This is a genomic window from Microcoleus sp. w1-18aA5 (genome assembly GCF_036701705.1).
In the GTDB taxonomy this organism is placed as follows: Bacteria; Cyanobacteriota; Cyanobacteriia; order Cyanobacteriales; family Microcoleaceae; genus Microcoleus.
In genome coordinates this window covers 1-22,394 of the sequence record NZ_JAUPTE010000070.1, presented here as the reverse complement: position 1 = coordinate 22,394, position 22,394 = coordinate 1, and the positions used below count along the sequence as shown (strand labels likewise).

Here is a 22,394-nt window from a genome sequence, read left to right as displayed (position 1 = left end):
TTCCTTGTCTTCCCGATCACCCAGATCTGCCTTTTTTAATCTTTAATTTCCTCCCCCGGACGCGATCCCCGACCGCCAACCCAGAATGGAACATTAAGAATATGAGCCGCGTCTTATGGAGCGTGAGCACCTGAGACAGTGCACCAGGATTATTAAAGGGTGAAGACTTTGAAAATAAAAGCTTACAAGCAAAAAATCCGCGAGGGAGAAAGTCTAGACAGGGTTAACGCCAGTAGGCTAGACTTGCGGCTGGCAAACAGGTTAAACTACAGCGGAATCCAAACATTCGGTGTTCTAGGCAGTGTCTGTAGTCGCACCAGCGATGACCAACAAGTAGAGGAGTGAAGCTTTATGACAACGTTAGATGACAATTCTAATCAACTAGATTTAAACCTTCCGGGGCTAGGCCCGGATACAGTATTCGCCGGAGAGGGGGCGGATTTCATTAGAACTTCCACCCTGGGCGGCAGCTTAATATTTGGCCAAGGCGATAACGATACTCTGATTTCAGTTGGCCCGAACGATACCATATACGGCGGCGACGACGAAGATTCAATCAGATCTCAGCGGACTCCGGCTTTGCTATTTGGCGACTCCGGCAATGACACCATGATCGCTGAAGCCCGCGCTAGCCTGTACGGCGGTTTGGGAGAAGACTTGATCCAAGGTACTGTCGAAGCTAACCTCATGTTTGGTAATGAGGGCGCAGATACGATGCTGGGAGGGGCCCAGAGAGCAGATTCCCTCTACGGCGGTAAGGACAATGACTCGATCGGCTTCTTCATCGCAGGGGGTGGCAACAACCTCGGTCTTCCCCTAACCGGAGGCTTCGCTGGCAATGAAGGTAGCAACTACTTGCGGGGTGATTTGGGCGACGACTTGGTTGTAGGTATCAATGTAAGAGACAGTCTCTTTGGCGGTAAAGGCAACGACACCCTAAGAGGTGTGGCCAGCAACAGCTACCTGTCGGGCGATCTTGACGACGACATCTTATTCATTACCAACCGTACCCAGACAAGCCCGTTTGCTCAGGGCAGCGTCATTACGATCGGCATTGAGAGAACCACCTTGATTGGTGGTGGCGGCAACGATTCTCTCACCGGGGCGATCGGCGAGTTTGAAGCCGGCAGAAACTTCTTTGAGGGCGGCGACGGCAACGACACGATCACGGTTTTTGCCACGCAGGATACCGCTTTGGGAGGTGCAGGCGACGACTTCATCCAGTCATCCAGGGTATCGAATCTAACTTTGAGCGGAGGCGCCCAGAGTTCATTTCCCGGCTTCGCGGGTCGCAACTTGCTCGACGGCGGAGTAGGCAATGACACAATCGTTGCAGCTTTTGTGACGGATACAATGATCGGCGGCGAAGGCAACGACAGCCTGAGCGGTACCTTTACTAACGCAGCCGGTGGAGATGGCAACGATACTATCGATGCTACCAAGGCCAGTTTTGCTGGTACTGGTACGGCTTTGATTACTCTCGAAGGCGGACTCGGCGGCGATCTGTTAATTGGCTACACCAATCCTACTACTGGCAGCAGCTTCACCGTCACCAACCTCATGAACGGTGGCGAGGGAAGTGACACCATCATCTTTGGCAGCGCGCGCGATCGCGTGATTGGCAACGTTGCGGGTAACGACTTCATCTCCTACGCTAGCGGCGTCAGCTTTACCGGTCTTACAGCGCCAAACGTCATTACTGATAACTTAGGCAGCAACTTCATTATTGGTGGCAACGGCACTGATGTGATCACTACTGGTAGCGGGGATGACATCCTGTTCGGCGACTCATCCAATGCTATCGACTCCCTCGGAGGAGCCGGGGACGATACCTTAAATGGCGGTGGTGGGAACGACACCATGCTGGGCGGCTTTGGAAAAGACTATTTGATCGGCGGCGACGGTAACGACTCTCTCGGCGGGGGGCCTGGTGCTGACACGCTGATTGGCGGATCGGGTAATGACAGCTTCTACTACAACAACTTCGGCGAGGGCGCCGTGGGTACTGACACAGACCAAATCGGCGATTTTACGAGTGGCCAAGACAAGTTTATCTTCCAAATCAATGACTCCAACGGCTTCCCCAACTTGAGGGTACTGGATAATACGAATCGAATTTCTTCGAAGGCGTTCTTGCCACTTGAGAGTGGGCAGTACAACGGCAGTTTTGGTCCAGCCGGGGCGGGCGCGACAGAGCCGTTCGTCTTTTATGAAAATGAAACTGGACGACTAGGATATGACTCTAACGGTTTTGGTACTGCTGGCGGAGTAGTTACGCTGGCAATTCTGAATGGCAGACCGGGCATTACGGCTTCTGACATTACCCTGATTTAAGTTGGGTAAAAGTGGGTGGGGTCGATTCTGAAACATCGCCCTACCAACTCTCAAAACTAATTGTCCTATGTTTCGAGCTGGGGATATCCATCCCTGGCTTTTTTATTGGCATTGAGAATTGGGCATCGGGGATTGGGGATTGGGGATTGGGCATTGGGCATTGAAAGGAAGGGCAGATTCACCGCTCCATTTTGCCACCCATCAATAATGTTGATAAACCAGCCACCCAGCTCAAAGACGATATAATTGACATTTGAGTAAAAGTCGATTATCGTAGCAGACTAATATTCTATTTTGTCCTTCAAAAAAAGTTATTAATAGTGAAACTGCCCAATGGTCATCTAGCAGATTTAGGCAATAAAATAGAAGAATCTTCTCTAAATCTGAATCACCAAGAATGAAAAAATAAAGCTATTTTGTTTGCCCGTAAGTTAGGCATTAACCTAGAAAATGCTGAAATGCTCAAACAGGCTTTAAAAGAAGCTGCTATCAACGAAGATGTTGTTATTCAAAAAAACAATGAATACGGAACACATTATAACATGAAATTCTAGCTGAAAACCGAAGTAGGTGAGTCTCTGATTATAGCAGCTTGGAGCGTCCGCTCAGGTGAAACTTTCCCCAGATTAACAACTTGTTATCCCGTCCAAAAGTGATGTAAAAACAATGAAAACAATTAAAGACCTAGATATTGTTGCTTTAACTGAAGATTTAGAAGCAACCCATTTTGAAACAAAATAAATCATTAAATTATATAAAGGACAAGTAGGAACAGTTGTGATGGAATTTGATGGCAGTGCTTTTGAGGTAGAATTTTCTCATCAAGATGGCACCACTTATGCAATGGAAACAATTCCCGCCACAAAATTAATGCTTTTGCACTATGAATTACTGGAATCTATAAAGGCGGTTCGCAGGTGAATTTTGCCACCAATAATGTTGATAAACCCACCCCAAGATATTGGTACAAATAATTTAGGCTCATTATAAAAAATCCCGCAAACTATATGTTTGCGGGATTGAGTAGGCAGGAAAATTGTAGCGAATACTGTTACTAAGCTCGGTCTACAATCTCTTTTGCTTTATCTTTGAGGTCTTCTTTCAGGTGAATTGCTGATGCTTGATCCTGCTTGGCTTGACCTTCTAATTTATCTTTCTGATTGCCTGTAACTTCGCTAACAGCTTCTTGGATTTTGCCTTCAATATTTTTCGCTGTTGCTTCGACTCTATTTTCAATGCTCATAATTTTTTATTCTAACTCTACAACTATTAATATATACTTTTAAAGTTGAGTCTATATCCCTCTTTAGATAGATTTGTTATTACCGTTATTTCTATGTTAAAGGTTCGATCGCAACTTCGACAAGTTTATTTTTTGAGGAAAGACCTGATTTAATGCCGATCGCAGATTTCGGCACTTTAAACTTTTTTGCCAACAGCATGATTAATTCTTGGTTTGCTTTACCATCGACTGGCGGCGACTTGAGATGTATTGTGAGGCTGCCGTCGGGTTGCTCTTCGATGCTTTGCTGTTTGGAATTCGGTTTAACTTTGACTGTGAAAATTTTCATCTGACTAATAACTAATAACTGATGACTAATGACTAATAACTAATGACTAATGACTATCTGAATGTTCGATCTTCGTTCCCAAAACTTTCAGGAATTCAGCTAGCCAGTTAGGATGTGCTGGCCACGCGGGGGCGGTGACTAAATTGCCATCGACTACGGCTTCGGTAACGGGAACTTCTGTATATTTGCCACCTGCCCGGAGTACGTCGGGGCTGCAAGCGGGATATGCGGTGCACCGTTTGCCTTCGAGTACGCCTGCTGCAGTTAGAACCTGTAAGCCGTGACAAATAGATGCGATCGGCTTTTTGCTGTTGGCAAAGTAGCGGGTAATTTGCAGCACTTGTTCGTTGAGGCGGATGTATTCTGGGGCGCGTCCTCCGGGGATAATCAAAGCGTCGTAGTCGGCCGGGTTGATTTCGTCAAAAGTCGCGTTTAAAGTGAAGTTGTGACCGGGTTTTTCGCTGTAGGTTTGATCGCCTTCAAAGTCGTGAATTGCGGTGCGAATTGTTTGGCCTGCTGCTTTGTCCGGGCAGACGGCGTGGACGGTGTGACCTACCATTTGCAGTGCTTGGAAAGGAACCATTACTTCGTAGTCTTCTACAAAATCGCCGACTAGCATTAAGATTTTTTTTGCTGTCATGTTTACAACTCCTGTTATTTTGATTTGGTTAAATAGGATTTAAAAAAATGCGGGGCCGTTAAAAAGCCTGCCCCGCAAGCTATTTTGGAATCTAGAAACCGTTGCGTCCCCAAATGACCATTGAAATTGAGAAGGAGAACAGAACTAGCACCGAAACCCAACCGAGTGACAAAATATCCATAGCTATTTATTGAACAAACTGTACAAAGTGACTCCAAACCTTATGATAGGTCAATTTGAGCCATTTTTGAAATGAGGGCACCGTGAAGGATTCGTCAAATTTTAGTGCGGCTGAACGGGTAGAATCTTTGAAGGCAGGGAGTGTTGCTGCTTTGTCTTGTTTGCTGGCTTTTGGGGCGATCGCCCTTGGTAATAGCTTAATTCTAGCGGATAGGTTGGATTCTCTGGCGAGTTTGCAGGTAAGGGAAATTGACCTAAATTTTGCCTTGAGAGGGACGAGCGCACTTTTGGGCGGTTTTTTGTTCGGCGTGACTTACCGCTATGCGATTCGCCGAGATGTTAACCCGCAGCTTAAATCTGGTGCGGTGTTGGCTTTTGGGTTGGTGCGGGCTTTTGGACAGTTGGATGCTGGATTGTGTTTTGAATCCGGGAAGATGCCCGCCCTACAGGAGTTATTGCCGTTTGCGGTTCGCGGTGTCGAGAGTGTGGTATTGTTTGCGATCGCGGGTTTGGTTTTGGATTGGGCGATCGGGCGATCGTGGATTAAGCCTTTCGATTCTTAAGTCTGGGCGGGTTTTGTACAAAAATCTGCAAAGGGCGGAAGTTTTGTATTGTTCGCTTAAACCGCCCCTACAGGTTTTTGTGTTTTTTGAGGTTTGGATATTTAACTAAAAGTTAATACGTCAAATTCTGGATTGCCGTAAAGCATTTGCCTGTCTACCGCCGACAAAACTTTATTGTTAGCAGCATCAGAAACTAAACACTGACAAACTAGCTGCGCTACATCCGCCCGGTGAATAGTTCCAGCAACTAGACAATCTTCTGTTAAAATACCGTTGCCTGTTGCAGGTTCCGATTTGAGTCCGCCCGGACGAATCACTGTATAAATCATCCCGCTTGCTATCAAATGATTTTCGGCTTTTTCCTTTTCAATTAAAACCGGGCGCAAAGTTTCTAAAGCTTGGGGTGGCAAAGCGCCGACACTATTACCGCTGCCGATGGATGAAACTAAAATAAATTTTTGCACGCCTGCTTTGACAGCCGCATCAATCAAGTTTTTGTTGCCCAAATAATCGGCTCTTTCTCCATCTTTGGGTAAGCCCCCAATTGTGCTGATTACGGCATGAATTGGATCGCCGCCAGCCATCGCAGCTTCCATAGCTGCTGCATCCAAAGCATCGCCAGTCACGACTTTGATGCCCATTGCTTCTAATTCGGTACTGGTTGCGGGCGATCGCAAAAGTGCAGTTACTTGCATCTTTTGTGCTGTCAGACATTTCGCGATTTCTAAGCCGACTCCTCGACTAGCACCCGCTAAAAAAATGTGGGATTTATCTGTCATATTAATTGGGATTTAATTGGTGCAGAAAGTGGTTTATTTGACTGGATATAATTATACAACAATCTTCTGTCTATTGGTGAATGAGTTTTTTTATTTAACCGCAGAGGGCGCAGAGGGCGCAGAGGAAGAGAGGGGAATGATTGGCAATTACCGATTGCCTATTTTCCATTTACGTTAGAGTTTTTTGCCCACCATTACTACCCAAGATTGAGCTTCGCGGGGTAAGCCGGGGGGGCGATAGTAGTGATTGACAATTGCAAATCCTGTTTCTTCTAAACAAGGCGCTAAAGTATGATATTCCCATCCCGCAGTATAGCGTTTTCCCGTTGGTCTCTCGTCGTATCCTTCCCAATTTCCCCGGCACATTGACATGACAATTGCACCGTTAACAACTAAGGCTTTGTGCAAATCTTGCAGCACTTTCACCATCTCGTCGCTGGGAACGTGAATCAGGGAAGCATTGGCAAAAATACCGTCAAATTCTGCTTCTGGCAAGTCGAGATTCAGAAAAGATTGTTGCCAAACTTCGCATCCTGACAACTCTTTTGCTATTTCTACAAAAGCCGGAGTTGCATCTAAGCCTACAACTGTGTGTCCTTGGCTCTTGAACGCTACTAAATCTCGTCCCGGCCCGCATCCTATATCGAGAATTTTACCGGGATTGCGGGGCATAGCAGCGGTCAGTGCGGATCGATTTTGGGATACGTCATGATGCCAAGTTCCTTCTCGAAAAGATTCGGCAGTTAGCTGGTATTCTGCGATCGTAATTTCTTCGCGTTTGTCCACAATTTTCCTCTCTTGTATTATTTTAGATTTTAGATTTTAGATTTTAGATTGAAGAATGTCAACCGTAGAATAAGGGTTTCGGGCTACAATCTAAGAACTTACCGTTTACACATTTGCTACCTCAGAAACCAGGTTTTTCTTTCCCATTCGTAAACGTGAAATATAGATACTGGGTAGGGACACGGCAGTGCCGTGTCTTCCTCTATTTCATCCGATTGAAAACTGCTATAAGAGTTACACAACCAGGGATTTTTGTTCGGATTTGGTAACTGCTGAATCAACTTCTAAGAGAGAACCTTCGGGGGATTCGATCGCAAATCCCGCATCTCGAATCATTTCCCAATCTTGATGGGCAGCTTGTCCGGGAGTTGTCAGATAATCACCAACAAAGATAGAATTAGCGGGGTAGAGTCCGAGAGGTTGCAGCGATCGCAAATGCACTTCCCGTCCCCCAGCAATCCGAATTTCTTGGCTAGGAAGCAAAAATCGGAACAAACAGAGAATTCGCAAACATTGGCGGGGAGTTAACCTGTTCACATCTGCAAATGGTGTGCCGGGAATCGGAATGAAAAAGTTAACCGGCACGCTAGTAACGCCCAACTTGCGAAGCGAAAGCGCTAAATCGATCGCATCATCATCCGATTCGCCCATCCCCAAAATTCCGCCGGAACAAGTTGTGATCCCCGCTGCTTTTACGTGTTCGACGGTTTCCACCCGATCGCCAAAAGTGTGAGTCGTGCAAATATCCGTGTGATATGATTCGGAAGTATTGAGATTGTGGTTTACGCGATCGACTCCAGCTTTAGCCAGCCGATGAGTTTGCTCCTCGCTCAACAATCCCAAACAAGCGCAAATTTTTAGGTTATAATTTGCCTTCACAGTCTCGACAGCATCCAAAACGCGATCGAAAGTAGAAGCGTTAGGTTGACGCCCCGAAATCACCAAACAAAACGTACCAGCTTTTAAATCTGCTGCACGTTTGGCGGCATCCAGAATTTTCTCCTTAGCTAAAAGCGGATATTTCTCAATTTCCGCAGTCGAAATTTTTGACTGAGAACAATAATGGCAATCTTCAGGACAAAGGCCACTTTGAGCGTTTAACAAATAGTGCAGCCTGACTCGGTTTCCCCAGTAGTGGCGGCGCACCCGATAAGCTGCGTTTAGTTGTTCCAGCAAAACCTCATCCGGTGCGCGCAATACGGCTAAAGATTGCTCGCGAGAGAGACATTTGCCCGCCAGCGCGTCGTCAGCCAAATCGTTCCAATTGGGTAAATTCATTACTAAAATTAAAGGGTTTACAGAGTATCCAAAACCTGACGAATTACCCGATAAATCGATTCTAGTTCATCAGGAGAAATGCAGTAGGGAGGCATCAAGTAAAGCGTATTTCCCAAGGGGCGGAGCAAAAACCCCGCTTCGAGAAATTTGGCTTTCAATACAGGAGCGATGTCATTAAAATAACCGGAATCGCTTTCCGTTTTCACATCCATTGCTGCGATGGTGCCGCAAGTCCGAATCCGTTCGAGTTTAGGATGATTTCTCAGCCATTGATTTAGATATTTGTGGTGGAGTTTTTCCATCCCTTGATACACATTTGGGTTTTGCTCCAAAAGCTCCAAGGATGCTACACTCACCGCACAAGCTAAGGGATTTCCGGTGTAAGAATGACCGTGAAAAAAAGCTTTGTCCCATTCATCTCGCCAGAAAGCTTGATAAATATCCTCCGATGCCATTGTGACAGCAATTGGTAAACAACCACCAGACAATCCTTTAGACAAACACAGGATATCCGGTGAAGTTGCAGATTTAACCGAGGCAAACAGTTCGCCCGTCCGCCCAAAACCCGTCATTACTTCATCGTAAATCAACAATACATTAAACTGGCGGGCAAGTTGTGCGATCGCCCGCAAAAACTCAGGGCGGCACATTCGCATCCCCGCAGAACCTTGCACCAAAGGTTCGATAAAAATTCCCGCATAGCCGCCCTGCTTTAACAAAAACTCCAATTTCTCTAAACTCGCCGCCTCCTTGCTTTCCACCTCCTCATCGCCGTCAAAAGTCGCCGGAAAAGGAACAACATCACCAGCAAACATTAAAGGTGCAAAAGATTCCCACCACAGCGAACTTCTGCCAGCCGACATCGCGCCCACAGTATCGCCGTGATAACCTCCCTCAAAACTAATAAAGCTAGTGCGATTAGTTTCTCCGATATTTTGCCAATATTGAAATGCCATTTTCAGAGCAACTTCAACAGCAGTCGATCCGTTATCAGAAAAGAAAATCCGCGTTAAAGAAGCAGGCGTATGAGTTAGCAATTTATTAGCAAGTTTTTCGGCAGGTTCGTGAGTAAATCCCGCAAATATTACGTGTTCTAACTTTTGAGCTTGTTCGTAAAGAGCCTCAGCGAGAACTGGATGGCTGTGCCCGTGAACAGTCACCCACCAACTAGAAATGCAGTCGAGAATTTGCCGCCCGTCTGCTAATTCCAGCACCGATCCTTTGCCGCGAATTACCTTCAGCGGCGGGGCAGCCGTTTTCATTTGCGTGAAGGGCTGCCAAATCGGTGAAGTAGAATAATTCAGTTCCTGATCCGCCGTCATTTTTACCCATCTAACTAATATCAACTCGCATTTTAATATAGCAAAGTTAACTCACTTGGCAACTCTTTATATTCTCTTCTCTTTTCTTCTCTTCTCTTCCTTCGCGTCCTTAGCGTCTTCGCGGTTCGTTCAAAAAAAATATAGTTTGGTGGCGAGGGCGTCTGCCCTGCAACGTCAGCCACCATACCACGTATTCGCGGGCGATGGTTAAAATTGTTAGTTACAATTTTCTACCTTTGAGCAAATAAGTCGTCATAGAGCCTTTGCCTTTAACATTAATTTTACCGCGTTTTTCCAACAAATACTTATCGCACAGCAATTCATAAGTTGAGTTGCTAACTTGAATTTTACCCGGAAGTCCCTGAGATTCCATGCGGCTTGCTGTATTCACAGCATCTCCCCACAAATCGTAAATAAACTTTTTAGTGCCGATGACACCTGCTACCACAGGCCCAGTATTAATGCCAATGCGGATATTGAGAGGTTTACCGCATTCGTCGCGGAATTTCATAATTTCTTGCTGCATTTCCAGGGCCATTTCGGCAATAGATTCGGCGTGATTTGTACAGGGAAGCGGCAAACCGCCTGCCACCATATAATTGTCGCCGATAGTCTTAATTTTTTCTAAGCCGTATTGTTCGCTTAAGCGATCGAAAGATGAAAATATTTTATTAAGCAACTCGACTAATTCTTCAGGAGATGTGCGCGAAGATATTTCGGTAAAGCCCACAATATCAGCAAACAAAACCGTAACATCGGCAAATCCATCGGCAATATTTATCTGGCCTTGTTTTAGGCGATCGGCAATCATGACAGGTAATATATTTAGTAATAAACGTTCCGACTTTTCTTGTTCGGCGCGTAATACTTCCTCAGCTTGTTTCCGCTGTGCAATTTCCTTGTATACTCGGTGAAACATTTGATTGAATGCGACCATGAGTTCTCCTAACTCGTCATCGCGCTTGACAGACAGAGAGTAGAAATCAGGTTTCTCTTGATCTTTGCTCAAAGCGTCTCCAGCAGCGATCAAGTCATCGCGCAATCTCAAGAGAGGTGAAATTACTGTCACCCCTAAAAAAAACATAGTCACCGAAGTGACAAAGGCTGATATAATGATGACTAGAACCGCAATCCGCCCGATAAATGCGTAGAGTTCCGGTTGAACGGTGGAAGCATCGTGGCGAACAATTAAGATGTAATCGCCTCCCAAATGTCGCTCCGTCCAAGCAATATCGTAGCGCTTGCCATCGAAATTGTGATTGTGAACTATACGAGCTTTTTTTAGTTGCTGTAAACTGATTTCTGGGGGTTCGCCAAGTGTATATATTAGCTGACCGTTAGCTTGGTAAATAGATAGTCCTAAAACCACTTGAGAATCCTTAATAATATTTTTTACTTCTTCTTGCAAGAAAGTGCGATCGGAAATATCTTGTTGAAGCAAAAACTCTAGGGAATCAACAGTCGCGCGAGATACCTGTTCCAGTTGACTTAAAAGTTCATTTTCTCGCCGAAAATAAGAAGGAACTAAAATAATTCCCTCTATGACAAGAATGCTAGCAAATACCCACAAAGCTATTTGCCTAGACAAGCGAGATTTGAAAAATTTCAAGAATGATAAAATCCGCGATAACATAAAACTTACTATTTTGCAAATGGCTAATGATAGAACATAAGAAAATAAACCCGGTTTCTCGTAATAAATTTTTGGTTTGTCAACGAAGCAACCGCGCAGAAACCGGGTTCTCACATCCCCTCTGTAATTCCTGTAATTGTCAGCAGTCAAAAGCCAGCAGGCATTAACTGTTAGTTGTTGGCTAACGGCTAACAACTAATGACTGATGACTTCGGACTAACTAGCATACCCCTTTATAATATAATAAACAAATTAAACCGAAACTGCGCTGACTAGCCTGCCTGCAAGCAGATAAGTATTCATATCGCCCTTGCCTTTGATGTGGATAATTCCTCTGTCTTCAAACCGATACTTATTTTGCAAGATATCGTAAGTTGATTGTGTGACTTGAATCGCGCCGGCAATTCCGTGGGATTCCATGCGGGCTGCTGTATTGACGGCATCGCCCCAGAGGTCGTAAATAAATTTTTTAGTGCCAATAACCCCCGCAATTGCCGGCCCAGTATTGATGCCGATGCGAATGTTAATTCCTGCATGATGTTTGGCATTAAATTTTGCTAATTCCTCCTGCATATCTAAAGCCATTTCCGCAATGCTTTCGGCGTGGTTGGTGCTGGGATTTGGCAAACCTCCCACTACCATGTAAGCATCTCCAATTGTTTTGATTTTTTCCAAGCCGTACTTTTCCGTTAAGCTATCGAAGGCTGAAAAAATTTCGTTGAGAAACTTGAGCAGTTCTTCGGGAGATATTTGTGCTGAAAGCACGGTAAAGCCTACGATATCCGCAAACAAAATCGTGACTTCTGCGAAGCCGTCAGCAATACTGCTTTGACCATCTTTTAACTTGGTAGCAATGGATTGGGGTAAAATATTGAGCAGCAGGCGATCGCTCTTTTCCTGTTCTTTTACCAATTCTACATTAGTTTCTTGCAATTGTGCCGTGCGTTCCCTGACGCGCTGTTCTAATTGTTTAGCATTTTGGCGCAACCTGCTGATAGATACAGTTAAGCCTGTCACTCCTAAAACGGAAAGTCCTACTAACAGTAAAAACAGGTTTTTAAGTTCACTTTGAGTATGTTGAGTGATGGTATCGAGAGGTTGAGTAATTTCTAATATCCCCCGCACATCTCCCACTTTCCAATCAGTTTTAGGACTGTCACGGTGAGTATTGTGACAGTTCACGCAGCTAGAAGTTAGAATATCTGCCTCGGCATATCGAAAGGCGGGTTTGCCGCGAACATCATCAACGCGGAAAAACTTTTTTGTCGGATTTTGCGTCAAATAGGTAATAGCTTGCTGTTCAAACTCGTCTCGGGCTCCGCCTTCTTTTTGTCGCCAGGGAAACGGGTAGTTGCTATAGAGACGAAGTGATACTTCGGGATTTTTTTTTGTGATATGGTTGCCTAGTTCTATTAAGAAACTGGCTGGTACGGGAACTGTTACTTTTGTCGGGTTGTAGTCGTGGGTAAAGTTAATTGCTTCAGCGGTGTTTAGAGGACTAACAACATCGGAACTGTAAAGGGTGCGGGCTTCTTTAACAGCTTGGGCATAGAGGGTGGCATTTTGGAGGGCTTGCGATTCGATTAGAGTGGATGAAAGACGAGACATATTTGCCATCGCTACTCCTACACCTACACAAAATAAAATTGTCACCACAAGGATAATTCGCTTGTAAATTAATTGGCTGATGGCAGCCCGAATTCGAGAAATCAACTGGGGCATGGTATCCTCACGTGTGAGGTTTAATCTTGATTGGAATTTATGCACTACTAACATAACACTGCTTTCTCAGACTGTTTTGCTGGCGTCCGGGGTAAAGCAAGACTCTCTGAGTGCAACTGAGGGTTAATTATTGTTTACCGCGAGTGTTTCGCTTATCCGTAAGAATACCCATAACTTTATAGGGATTTTCTGTTGAGTGAAGTACAGATGCTCGGTTAAGGACATGGCAGCGCCCTGTCCCTACTTCACGCACTTTTTGCTTTATCTCGGTTAGGATAGCAATTGTAGTCTATGGTTGGCGATCGTGAATTCTGACTCTACCGTCTCACCTACTAACAAGGAAATTTTTCCGGGAGAAGTTTTCGTCAATACTGCTGATTTTGATACGGGCATTCGGCGACTTTTACCTAAATATGACGAAATGCTGGATGTAGTAGCAGGCTGCATTGCTAACACAAACCACCGCATTTTAGAACTCGGCTGCGGTACGGGGGAACTCACTTTAAAAGTTCTCCAACACTACCCGTCTGCGGAAATAGTTGCTGTCGATTACTCGCCGCGAATGCTTGATTTTGCCCGCGCCAAAATAGAGTCGGCAGGATACGCAGCCCGGTGGACTGGCATAGAAATGGACTTTGGAGAATGGGCGAAAAATCCAAATTTCTCAGGCTTGAGCGATAAATTCAATGCTTGCGTTTCATCTCTGGCAATTCACCATCTTGAGGACGAGATGAAGTTGAAATTGTTTCAACGGATTCGCGGAAGTTTAAATGCTGGTGGCTGTTTTTGGAATGCCGACCCTCTTTTAGCAGAATCAGCAGCAATGAAAGATATTTATCAAGCGGCGCGAGAAGATTGGGCGCTAAATCAGGGGGAAACGTTAGCCGAAATTCGGGCAAATGTGGGGACGAGCGTCTCTTACGGCTATTCTAATCCCGATCGCCTAGCTACACTTTCGGCACAGTTGGAAATGCTGGTAAAAGCTGGATTTGAGACTGTTGTAGTTCCTTGGAGATACTACGGTATGGCGGTATTTGGGGGATTTGTTAATTGAAAAAAGCAGTCCTGCTATTTAGGATAAAACCTCAGCACCTTACTGCTTAAAGAAAGATTGCAGTTAGTATTTTAGGTTACTAATTTCTGTTTGATAAAATATATAATCCTGTCAGGATTGAGGAAACAAAATGACTGCAAATGCGATTCAAAGTATTGACTGGGATGCTTTTTCTTCGGAACTATCGGGAATTGAAATAATTAGCGATCGCGCGCAAGTTGTCAAGCTATCTCAAGACTATTATCACTTCAGTCCTGTTTTGCAACCTCTCTTAAGTGATAAAACAGGAGATTTAGTAGTTCGTCCCGCCAACGAAGCCGAAGTTTTGCGGATTGCTGCAGCCTGCGTCAAATTCAAAATTCCGCTAACTGTCAGAGGTGCAGGAACGGGCAATTACGGGCAGTGCATTCCCCTGAAGGGTGGCGTCATTTTAGATACCACCAAAATGCACAGTATCCGCTGGATAAAACCGGGTTTAGCTTGCGTAGAACCAGGGGTGAAAATGTCGGTTTTCGACAAACAAGCGCGAGAAACTGGTTGGGAATTGCGGATGGTTCCCTCAACCTATCGCACCGCAACGATTGGGGGATTTATCGGCGGCGGTAGCGGGGGAATTGGTTCGATAACTTACGGGCAATTGCGCGATCGGGGAAATCTTCATGCCGTTCGAGTCGTTACAATGGAAGACGAGCCCCGCGTCATCGAATTACGCGGCGATGAAGTGCAAAAAGTCAATCACGCTTACGGCACAAATGGGATTATTACAGAGTTAGAAATTCCCCTCGCCCCTGCTTATGCTTGGGCGGAAATCATTGTCGCTTTTGACGATTTTATGACATCGGCAAACTTCGGTCAAGCTTTGGGCGATGCTGACGGAATTATCAAAAAACTAATTTGTGTTTGTGCTTGGCCGATTCCTGCTTATTTTGCTGCTTTCCGCGAGGCAATTCCTGAAGGTAAGCACTGCGCTTTGTTAATGGTAGCTGAATCTTGTCTGGAACCGCTGCAAGATTTGGTGCGCGAATATGGCGGCACAATTTGCTATCAAAAAAACGCCCAAGCAGCGAGCAAAGGTGCAGCAATTGCTGAATTTACTTGGAATCATACAACTCTGCACGCTCGCAGCGCTGACCCGTCTCTGACTTATTTGCAGACGATTTTTCCCCCAGATAAAGGTTTGAAATTGATTGAGGAACTGTACAATTATTATGGGGATGAGGTGTTGATGCACTTGGAGTTTTTGCGGATAAATGGCAGGGCGATCGCCGCGGCTTTGCAAATAGTTCGCTACACTACGGCATCACGGCTAAATGAAATTATTCGCTATCACGAAGAGCAAGGCGCAATGATTGCTAATCCTCACACTTATATATTGGAAGATGGAGGGATGAAAAGTATTAATGTGGAACAGTTGCAGTTTAAAGAGTTGGTCGATCCTTACGGTTTGCTTAATCCGGGTAAAATGCGGGCGTGGTTGGAACGGGATTAAGCGCGATGGTTTTTAGATAAGATTCGGATCTTGAAATCGCTGCTAGACAAACTTTCGTCCGCCTAAGCGCTGGCTTCGCCCACGCGGACTCAGAAATGAGCAAACAGCATTTGTAAATTTAAGGGACGGGGGCGGTAATTTCTGCTGGTGCGATCGCCCCTTCAGAAGGTACAGCTTGCTTTTCCAGTAGTTGGCGCTGTTTGTTGCGAAATTCTGCTGCCGCATCGTTCAAATTTTGGCGCTGTTCGCTATTAAATTCTTCCATGCTGCGGCCGCCTCCCAATTGGGATCTGTGAATTAAATCAAATATTGCGCTGCCGCTGCTGCGGCCGGAAAATGGGTCGGTATTGTCTTGAGTTTGAAAGTCTTGCAGCGGTTGGGCATTATTTAAACCGCTGGCTTGAGCGAAGCTTGCTTGAGGGGAGAACAGAGCACAGGATGCGATCGCGCTTGCAGCAATCCCCATCATCAATTTACCGGATTTGGAAGTTTTGGTGTTCATAATTTATTAGTTGAATCTTCAAAAAAACAATTCTATCTAAACAATATTCTGACTTGCGACTAAATATTATATTACTTCGCTGGGGCTAAGGACAGGGCAATGCCCATTGGTGTGAACAATCGCCTGAAAGCCTTGATAAACCTCGTTTTTAGCTGAGTCCAGATCCCCCTAAATCCCCCTTAAGAAGGGGGACTTTGATCCATTTCCGGTTCCCCCCTTCGTAGGGGCGGTGCCCCCGTGCCCGCCCTTGGCTAGGGGGGATCTAGGCTTAATAGTCCAACACCATTCTGTGACTGGGTTTGACGTTAAGTTGACACCAATGGGCTCTTGGAGTGTCCCTAGAATTGACGGTGCAGGTGAAACGCTCGCCCTAAGCAAACCTGCGTCTCAGCAGCGGTTGAATGCTCAGCAGCGCCACCAAATCAAACGCCAGCAGCACTAACAGGGCTCCTCCAAAGGTGACTGTACCCCAAGGAGCTTGCATCACGACACTGGCTAGCGACCAATCGCTGTGCAGGTACAGGTAGCGGATGGGTTCGATCGCGTAACTCAGAGGATTGAGAGTCACCACAACTTGCAGCCACTCTGGCATAAATGACAGCGGCGCGAGGGCTGTGCTGGCAAATAACAGCGGCAGGTTAGTAACAAAAATTACCGCAATTAATTCTACGTGACCGGGAAGAGCGAAGGCTAAACCCAGACTCAAGCCGGTGACGCCCAAAACTAGCAGCAGCACAATCAGGGCGATCGCCCCTAGTCCGGCAATTCCGGGGAATCCCGCGCCCAAAAATGCCCCCGCTGTAACGATTGTGCCGGTTTGGATAAAGCTGAGGGTGACGATAAAAATAGCCGAAGCTAGGACGATCGAAAATCTGGAAGCCAAGGGCGCGACTAACAAGCGGTTGAGAAATCCGAACTCGCGATCGAACATAATCGGCAAACCAGCATTCAGCGCCCCGGCAAAGGCTGTAAAAACTATTACACCAGCGCCGAGAAATTGTCCGTAATTCTGGCTTTCGCCGAACAAGCCTGCGGGTGCATTTTCAAACAGAGCTCCGAACAAAACCAACCACATCAGGGGCTGAATAATGCCTGCAACTAGCGTCGAGGGGCGGCGCTGCAATTGAATAAACAGGCGCTTGGTTAAGGCGAGTGTTTCTTGGATGAAGTCGCCCAGCAGGGAAGTGGAAGTGTCAGCGGATGCTGTGGAGAGTTGCCGCTGCTGGTTGAGGTTGTTGGGGGATGTAACAGTACCGCTCATAATTGCTTGTTGATTAAATCTAACTCTCTTTACAGTAGCAAGTCTGGAGGTATTGGTGCTGTTGGGCGGGCGATCGCTTTTTGTGTGGAGTTTTGGTAAACTGAATATCATGTTATCGCACACACCAGACCTCGCCGAACAAGTTAATGATTGGGAATTTATCGAATTGTGGGTAGATCCGATTGTTTTTCCTCCTCGTATTTTGATGTTAGTGAGTGCCAAAAATAGAGGATTTTGTATTTACTAGCCATCAGCTAACTATAAGTCTCTATTTTCAAGTTCAAGTTATGATGAGGCTCATTCATGGCTTTTGGAAGATGAGTATGAGCGCTGCGATGGTCGGCTTTGAGCGGAGGAAATTGTTGGATTTTTTTAGAGGGATATCGTGCTAAAATTAAGGCGAGCAGAATTATCCAGACTTGATAATCATCGTAGATTTTAGGATATAATCGTATTGATTTAAAATTGACTTCTTCCAATATGCCAGCCAAAGACCTATATCACAATGTTGTCAAAAACGCCCTCATCAAAGACGGATGGAGAATTACCCACGATCCCTTGCGATTAAAATGGGGAATTAAAGATATGTACGTGGATTTGGGCGCAGAGCGGATTTTAAGTGCTGAGAAAGCTGGACAGAAGATAGCTGTAGAAGTCAAAAGTTTTGTGGGCGCATCAGACATGAATGACCTGGAGAATGCGCTGGGTCAATACTTAGTTTATCGTTCTGTTATAGCTAGAACTGAACCCGATAGAAAGCTATATCTAGCTATTACACAATCAGTTTTTAGCGAATTATTGTCGGAACCGCTTGGTCAAATTATTAGAGCCGATTATCAAGTATGTTTAATCGTTTTTGCCGAACAAAATGAGGAGATAGTACAATGGGAACCTTAGAAAATTATCGTCGCATTATCAAAAAAATTCTGACTGAATATGCTCAAATACCTTATGCTTATGGAGACATTCAGATTCAAACGGTTTTTGATAGCGATTCCGACCGTTATTTGCTAATAATATTGGGGCGCGAAAACGATATCAGAGTTCACGGATGTTTAGTTCATGTTGATATTATTGAGGGAAAAATTTGGATTCAAAGAGATGGAACTGAAGAGGGAATTGCGAATGAGTTAGTAGCGGGGGGAATCCCCAAAGAACAGATTGTTTTGGGATTTCGTTCTCCCAATATTCGGCAGTACACCGGATTTGCGGTAAATTAAATATAGAGGATAAAGCTATGTCATCAAGGGCGATCGCCACTTTGGTCAAAATTATGGAATCTTTGCCGGAAACTCTGCAAGATAGAGTGGTTGAACACCTGCGAGAATACATTCTGAAATCAAATATTACTGTTCCTGTCAACCTCGACGGTAAGTTAGAAATTCCCGCTGAGATTGAGGCTCAACTGAAGCCTGGGGATCGATATGCAGTTACAGTTACAGGAGATAGTATTGTTTTTCAGAAGGTAGCAGGTTTTGACTGGGAGGAATGGGAACGGCGAATAGAAGCAGCGAGTCCAGATCCTGATGAGTTAACAATGGAAGAAATTTGCGAACTTGTGCGGGAAGTGCGTCGGGAGAAACGTTCTGAAATAGAGTCGCACCAATGAAAATTGTAGTGGATACTAATATCTTTGTGTCCGGCTGGCTGTGGGGAGGTATCCCAGCTCGTTTATTCAGATTAGCTCGAACTCGTCAACTCATATTTTGTGCTTCTGAACCAATACTAGCAGAATTAGAGAATACTTTAAACAAACAAAAACTCCAGGCGAGATTACAGTCTTTGAGTTTTACCGTTAATGGTTTAATGAGGGGAACGCGAGAGATAGTGGAAGTTTATCCAATTTCCACTATCGACGTGCCTGAGTTACGAGATGCTACTGACAATATGATTTTAGCAACTGCGATGGCTGCTGATGCTGATGCAATTGTTACGGGCGATCTGGATTTGTTAGTGTTGCAGGAATATGAGGGAATTCCTATTGTTACGGCTAGGGAGTTTTTGGAGCGTTATTTTCCCGAAAATTAGGCGGCGATCGCACTTGGTTTAAGTAAGGGCGATCGCAGACTTACAACTTAGAATTCCCAGGTTACGCAGTCAGAAGGCAGTTAGGGTTTAGCAGCTTTTACCACATCCTCAACCATTTTAATCGCCTCTTTGATTGCAATTTTACCGCTTTCTACGGCGCTAATTAAATCCTGAGCGTCTTTCGGGCTAATTAAATCGAGCCTGACGGGTTCTTTCAACGAAACAATAAATTTAGTTTTATCGCTATCTTCCAGCTTAGAGGCTCTTTCTTTCGCTTCAACATCTCTTAGCTGTTCTTTTAAGTTTTTAAGCATTTCTGCTTGTTTTCCCTGGTCAAAAGTGCCATCAAATAACATTCGTTTTACCCCTACAAGAGCAGCAGCACCTAAAGCTGCACCGCCAACAACTAATCCTACGGGAGGTGCAACGGCTATTAACCCAAATAATACAGATCCACCACCGAAAGCTGCCGCCGCCGCACCAGCACCGGCAGCCCCCACCACACCAATGCCAATATCTCCTAAAATCCCTAATTTATCATGTGGGTTTTTTTCCAGTTGCTCTATTGACTTCAGAATTTGCTCTTTGGTTGGCGTTTTATTTGCAGACATATTAGACCTCAATCTTTTTTCTAATTTAGGCAGTTAAGCAGTGATGACGTTGCGGAAAATTGTATTGAAAACGTCTATCAGTAGTTGAAAAAATGCTTTGGCAATCTCAATCATGTCTTGAGCAATTCCAATAATTCCATCATCAGACACCTCTTGGCCTTGGGCAAGTTTATCGAGTCGGTGGCCGGCTATTGCACCAATTGGGATACCCAGCGCTGTTGCCAAAGGTGCTAATAACGGGCCGACAAATGGTATCGAATTTGCCAAAATTCCTACAGCGACGCCAACAGCAGCCCCTATAACTAAATTGGGATGCGCCTTGACAAATTCTATAATTTTAATCAGGAGAATTTTACCGATGAATAAAACTTTGTTAGCAGCTTTTTTCGTGTATGTGGCAAGTTCATGCAGCCGGATCGTGACTTCATGCGGCAAGCCGATATCATTTAACCACACATACAAGTCGCTGCTGCTCATTGCATCAGCATCGACTTGCCAGAGAGCCATTTTTAAATTAGCTTGCGGTAGGGATAATGCACTAGACATAATTTTTTAGCCTCTTGGAAATTACCAAATTTTTACGAACATTTCACGAGGCGAAAAGCCCCTAAACGTCTTGCAATTATTAAAAAAGCTGGTTTATAAAAAAGCAAACCCAGGCGGATTAACATCGGCACTCCTACCATGTCAAAACTCAGGGCAAAACTAATTTATGAGCCTTTTTATTTACTTCTTTGCTCACTGACGCAACCACATTTTAAGCAATTTCTTGCTTTAATGCCCCTCATTAAAAAGTTTAACTTTAATTTTTATGTATTGTCCAGTAGGAGAATGTCACAATTGGCCAGTAGTTGATAAAATTAGCTAGCCGTTAAAAGTCACATTTTGCCATCCTAAGTCAGAAAAAGTCAGAAAAAGTCAGAAAAAATCTGATACAATAGACAAAACTTCCTACACCTACCCAATAAATGGATGTTCAAGAACTCTTAAGGTTGGCCGATGGCTTGGTGTTCACTAAGACGGGCAAACACCTAGACGATCGGCAACAGGCAGTAGTACGGGGAACTTGGCAAGGTAAAAGATACTCCGAAATTTCCCAAGAGGTTCATTGTACTGAACGCCATGTCAGAAATATTGCATCAAAGTTATGGCAAACTCTTTCAGAAATATTAGATGAAGATGTAATGAAATCAAATTTGCGCTCCACAATAGAGAGGTATGAAATTTCTCAATCTTCTAATTTTGTAAACTTTAACCTTGTACAAAACAAAGGTAGCATCAACGTTTGCACAGAAGCCTCACAGCCTCCCAAAACTTCACAAAATTCACCCCCAACGCAAACCTCAACTAAAGACGATACCGAACAAAAACTGCGACTCGATTTAAGAGATGCACCGGATGTCAAAACCTTCTACAACTACCCCAACTCACCTCTCACCGCCCTCGAAAACTCGATCGCCCGCCAAAACTGCCGCCTGCTCACCATCACAGGCATGGCAGGCACCGGCAAAAGCTCGATCGCCCGTCACCTCATGCCCCAAATTCAAACTCAGTTCGATCGCATCATCTGGCTCAGTCTCCGCACCTCCCCACCCCTCGAAACAACCCTCAAAAATATTATTCAATTTCTCTCAAATCAACACCCCCCCAACCCCCCCTTACCAAGGGGGGGCGAAGAGGGGGTTTTCCCCGCAAACACCGATGCTCAATTGTCAATCTTAATAGAAACTTTGCGCGAAAATCGCTGTCTCATCATCCTCGATGACGTGCAGCAAATACTCAGCAGCGGGCAACTTGCAGGAAATTACAAACCCGGATATGAAAACTACGGAACCCTATTTAAACTTATCGGCGAAATTCCCCACAATAGCTGCTTAATCCTCAATAGTTGGGAACCTCCCTCAGACATCATCACATTCACCGACGATAATTCAGCAGTACGTTTATTGCAGTTAACCGGTTTAGGTGAAACAGCAAAAGAAATTCTTAGAGAAAAAGGTTTATTGGATGAAGAAACCTGGCCAGAATTGACTAACCTTTATCAAGGTAATCCCCTATGGTTAAAATTAGTCGCTCAAACCATTAACAACTTATTTAGCGGTAGAGTATCTCAATATTTAAGCTATCAACCAGTATTTTTAGGTGACGAATTGACACCGATATTTCAGCAGCACTATCAGCGGTTGTCTGAAATAGAAAAACAGGCAATTTCGCAACTTAGTAATGAAATCGAGCCTGTTTCGTTTACCCAATGGATGGCAAAATGTCAAGGGTCAGAAGGCGAATTATGTAAAGCAATTCAATCTTTAGCAAGACGGGGAATGATCGAAAAATTGAGCGGTGAAACAGAAACCGTTTTCACGATTCCACCTGTGTTAAAACAGTATGTTAAAATGGTTCAAGAGGAGTCTTAAATATATAGCTAATTGTTACAATGGTAGATACAAAACAACTCCTTTCCACTCCGATTGTTCGCTACAGTTAACCAGCACCAGAAGTTCATCAATAGCCTGTCTCACTGGCATTCGATCGTTAATTATAAATAAACCTGACATTTGTTCCTTAGGCTCTCCTGAACTTATGGTTATAAGTTTCTCTAATCAGAAAAGCAAGCTAATACGCGATTCCTAAAATTATTAAA

At 44.8% G+C, this 22,394-nt stretch carries 24 protein-coding genes and 2 pseudogenes; 11 read left to right on the top strand and 15 right to left on the bottom strand.

Annotated features, from left to right (window positions below; all coding sequences use genetic code 11):
* The first annotated feature begins 351 nt into the window (after positions 1-351).
* From Q5691_RS21445 to Q5691_RS21435, 3 genes are all read left to right on the top strand, one after another.
* Positions 352-2,334 (top strand): calcium-binding protein, encoded by a 1,983-nt coding sequence (locus Q5691_RS21445; RefSeq protein ID WP_333209579.1) that lies wholly within the window; start codon positions 352-354, stop codon positions 2,332-2,334.
* Between the two features lie 413 nt (positions 2,335-2,747).
* Positions 2,748-2,888: a DUF6883 domain-containing protein gene (locus tag Q5691_RS21440; RefSeq protein WP_333209619.1), complete on the top strand. Its 141-nt coding sequence runs from the start codon at positions 2,748-2,750 to the stop codon at positions 2,886-2,888.
* Between the two features lie 187 nt (positions 2,889-3,075).
* Positions 3,076-3,255 carry a DUF4926 domain-containing protein gene (locus Q5691_RS21435; protein ID WP_333209617.1) on the top strand — a complete coding sequence of 60 codons (180 nt, stop codon included), beginning with the start codon at positions 3,076-3,078 and terminating at the stop codon, positions 3,253-3,255.
* Positions 3,256-3,388: 133 nt separating this feature from the next.
* Here Q5691_RS21435 and Q5691_RS21430 read toward each other — a convergent pair whose 3' ends face one another.
* The 4 genes from Q5691_RS21430 to petN all read right to left on the bottom strand — a co-directional run bounded on the left by Q5691_RS21430 (position 3,389) and on the right by petN (position 4,726).
* On the bottom strand, positions 3,389-3,577 hold the full coding sequence (locus Q5691_RS21430) for a CsbD family protein (protein WP_333048102.1): 189 nt from the start codon (positions 3,575-3,577) through the stop codon (positions 3,389-3,391).
* Between the two features lie 91 nt (positions 3,578-3,668).
* Positions 3,669-3,905, bottom strand: a complete 237-nt coding sequence (locus Q5691_RS21425; protein WP_333209577.1) for a DUF167 domain-containing protein — start codon at positions 3,903-3,905, stop codon at positions 3,669-3,671.
* Between the two features lie 46 nt (positions 3,906-3,951).
* Positions 3,952-4,545 (bottom strand): DJ-1/PfpI family protein, encoded by a 594-nt coding sequence (locus Q5691_RS21420; RefSeq protein ID WP_333209575.1) that lies wholly within the window; start codon positions 4,543-4,545, stop codon positions 3,952-3,954.
* A 91-nt stretch (positions 4,546-4,636) separates the two neighbouring features.
* The gene (gene petN / locus Q5691_RS21415) at positions 4,637-4,726 is read right to left on the bottom strand and encodes a cytochrome b6-f complex subunit PetN (protein ID WP_071883976.1); all 90 of its coding nucleotides are present in this window, start codon (positions 4,724-4,726) and stop codon (positions 4,637-4,639) included.
* An 82-nt stretch (positions 4,727-4,808) separates the two neighbouring features.
* Here petN and Q5691_RS21410 point away from each other — a divergent pair, with 82 nt between their 5' ends.
* Positions 4,809-5,288: a hypothetical protein gene (locus Q5691_RS21410; protein WP_333346864.1), complete on the top strand. Its 480-nt coding sequence runs from the start codon at positions 4,809-4,811 to the stop codon at positions 5,286-5,288.
* Between the two features lie 101 nt (positions 5,289-5,389).
* Here Q5691_RS21410 and Q5691_RS21405 read toward each other — a convergent pair whose 3' ends face one another.
* From Q5691_RS21405 to Q5691_RS27770, 7 genes and pseudogenes are all read right to left on the bottom strand, one after another.
* Positions 5,390-6,067 (bottom strand): SDR family oxidoreductase, encoded by a 678-nt coding sequence (locus Q5691_RS21405; RefSeq protein WP_333346860.1) that lies wholly within the window; start codon positions 6,065-6,067, stop codon positions 5,390-5,392.
* Positions 6,068-6,241: 174 nt separating this feature from the next.
* On the bottom strand, positions 6,242-6,853 hold the full coding sequence (locus Q5691_RS21400; RefSeq protein WP_333227328.1) for a class I SAM-dependent methyltransferase: 612 nt from the start codon (positions 6,851-6,853) through the stop codon (positions 6,242-6,244).
* Positions 6,854-7,087: 234 nt separating this feature from the next.
* The gene (gene bioB / locus Q5691_RS21395; protein WP_333209569.1) at positions 7,088-8,131 is read right to left on the bottom strand and encodes a biotin synthase BioB; all 1,044 of its coding nucleotides are present in this window, start codon (positions 8,129-8,131) and stop codon (positions 7,088-7,090) included.
* Positions 8,132-8,148: 17 nt separating this feature from the next.
* The gene (gene bioA / locus Q5691_RS21390; RefSeq protein ID WP_333346857.1) at positions 8,149-9,453 is read right to left on the bottom strand and encodes an adenosylmethionine--8-amino-7-oxononanoate transaminase; all 1,305 of its coding nucleotides are present in this window, start codon (positions 9,451-9,453) and stop codon (positions 8,149-8,151) included.
* 220 nt (positions 9,454-9,673) lie between these two features.
* The gene (locus tag Q5691_RS21385; protein WP_333227322.1) at positions 9,674-11,086 is read right to left on the bottom strand and encodes an adenylate/guanylate cyclase domain-containing protein; all 1,413 of its coding nucleotides are present in this window, start codon (positions 11,084-11,086) and stop codon (positions 9,674-9,676) included.
* Between the two features lie 252 nt (positions 11,087-11,338).
* A pseudogene (locus Q5691_RS27775) lies at positions 11,339-12,058 on the bottom strand (adenylate/guanylate cyclase domain-containing protein); the annotation flags it as partial.
* Positions 12,059-12,193: 135 nt separating this feature from the next.
* Positions 12,194-12,694, bottom strand: a pseudogene (locus tag Q5691_RS27770) (Tll0287-like domain-containing protein); the annotation flags it as partial.
* A 418-nt stretch (positions 12,695-13,112) separates the two neighbouring features.
* Between Q5691_RS27770 and Q5691_RS21375 the strand changes: the two are divergent.
* Positions 13,113-13,862, top strand: coding sequence for a class I SAM-dependent methyltransferase (locus Q5691_RS21375; RefSeq protein WP_333346853.1), 750 nt, complete (start codon positions 13,113-13,115; stop codon positions 13,860-13,862).
* A 130-nt stretch (positions 13,863-13,992) separates the two neighbouring features.
* On the top strand, positions 13,993-15,351 hold the full coding sequence (locus Q5691_RS21370; protein WP_333209559.1) for an FAD-binding oxidoreductase: 1,359 nt from the start codon (positions 13,993-13,995) through the stop codon (positions 15,349-15,351).
* A gap of 118 nt (positions 15,352-15,469) precedes the next feature.
* On the opposite strand, the gene Q5691_RS21365 is transcribed toward Q5691_RS21370, so the two are convergent.
* Complete coding sequence (locus Q5691_RS21365; protein WP_333260425.1) at positions 15,470-15,853, bottom strand: hypothetical protein; 384 nt, start codon at positions 15,851-15,853, stop codon at positions 15,470-15,472.
* A gap of 370 nt (positions 15,854-16,223) precedes the next feature.
* Positions 16,224-17,114, bottom strand: coding sequence for an ABC transporter permease (locus Q5691_RS21360; RefSeq protein WP_333308612.1), 891 nt, complete (start codon positions 17,112-17,114; stop codon positions 16,224-16,226).
* A gap of 480 nt (positions 17,115-17,594) precedes the next feature.
* Between Q5691_RS21360 and Q5691_RS21355 the strand changes: the two genes are divergently transcribed.
* Genes Q5691_RS21355 through Q5691_RS21340 form a run of 4 tightly spaced genes read left to right on the top strand, consistent with a single transcriptional unit; the run spans position 17,595 to position 19,142 of the window.
* A complete protein-coding gene (locus Q5691_RS21355; RefSeq protein WP_333209552.1) occupies positions 17,595-18,011 on the top strand; it encodes an element excision factor XisH family protein in 417 nt (138 codons plus the stop codon).
* On the top strand, positions 17,999-18,334 hold the full coding sequence (locus Q5691_RS21350) for a XisI protein (RefSeq protein ID WP_333209551.1): 336 nt from the start codon (positions 17,999-18,001) through the stop codon (positions 18,332-18,334). The genes Q5691_RS21355 and Q5691_RS21350 overlap by 13 nt, the downstream gene beginning before the upstream one ends.
* Before the next feature lie 17 nt (positions 18,335-18,351).
* The gene (locus tag Q5691_RS21345; protein WP_333346850.1) at positions 18,352-18,723 is read left to right on the top strand and encodes a hypothetical protein; all 372 of its coding nucleotides are present in this window, start codon (positions 18,352-18,354) and stop codon (positions 18,721-18,723) included.
* Positions 18,720-19,142, top strand: coding sequence for a putative toxin-antitoxin system toxin component, PIN family (locus Q5691_RS21340; RefSeq protein ID WP_333346847.1), 423 nt, complete (start codon positions 18,720-18,722; stop codon positions 19,140-19,142). The genes Q5691_RS21345 and Q5691_RS21340 overlap by 4 nt, the downstream gene beginning before the upstream one ends.
* Positions 19,143-19,222: 80 nt before the next feature.
* On the opposite strand, the gene Q5691_RS21335 is transcribed toward Q5691_RS21340, so the two are convergent.
* Together Q5691_RS21335 and Q5691_RS21330 are read right to left on the bottom strand one after the other, a co-directional pair.
* Entirely contained in the window at positions 19,223-19,753 is a 531-nt protein-coding gene (locus Q5691_RS21335; RefSeq protein ID WP_333054427.1) for a hypothetical protein, read from the bottom strand.
* Between the two features lie 33 nt (positions 19,754-19,786).
* Entirely contained in the window at positions 19,787-20,299 is a 513-nt protein-coding gene (locus Q5691_RS21330) for a hypothetical protein (protein WP_333308598.1), read from the bottom strand.
* A 422-nt stretch (positions 20,300-20,721) separates the two neighbouring features.
* Between Q5691_RS21330 and Q5691_RS21325 the strand changes: the two genes are divergently transcribed.
* Positions 20,722-22,167, top strand: coding sequence for an NB-ARC domain-containing protein (locus Q5691_RS21325; protein ID WP_333346844.1), 1,446 nt, complete (start codon positions 20,722-20,724; stop codon positions 22,165-22,167).
* Positions 22,168-22,394: the final 227 nt, after the last annotated feature.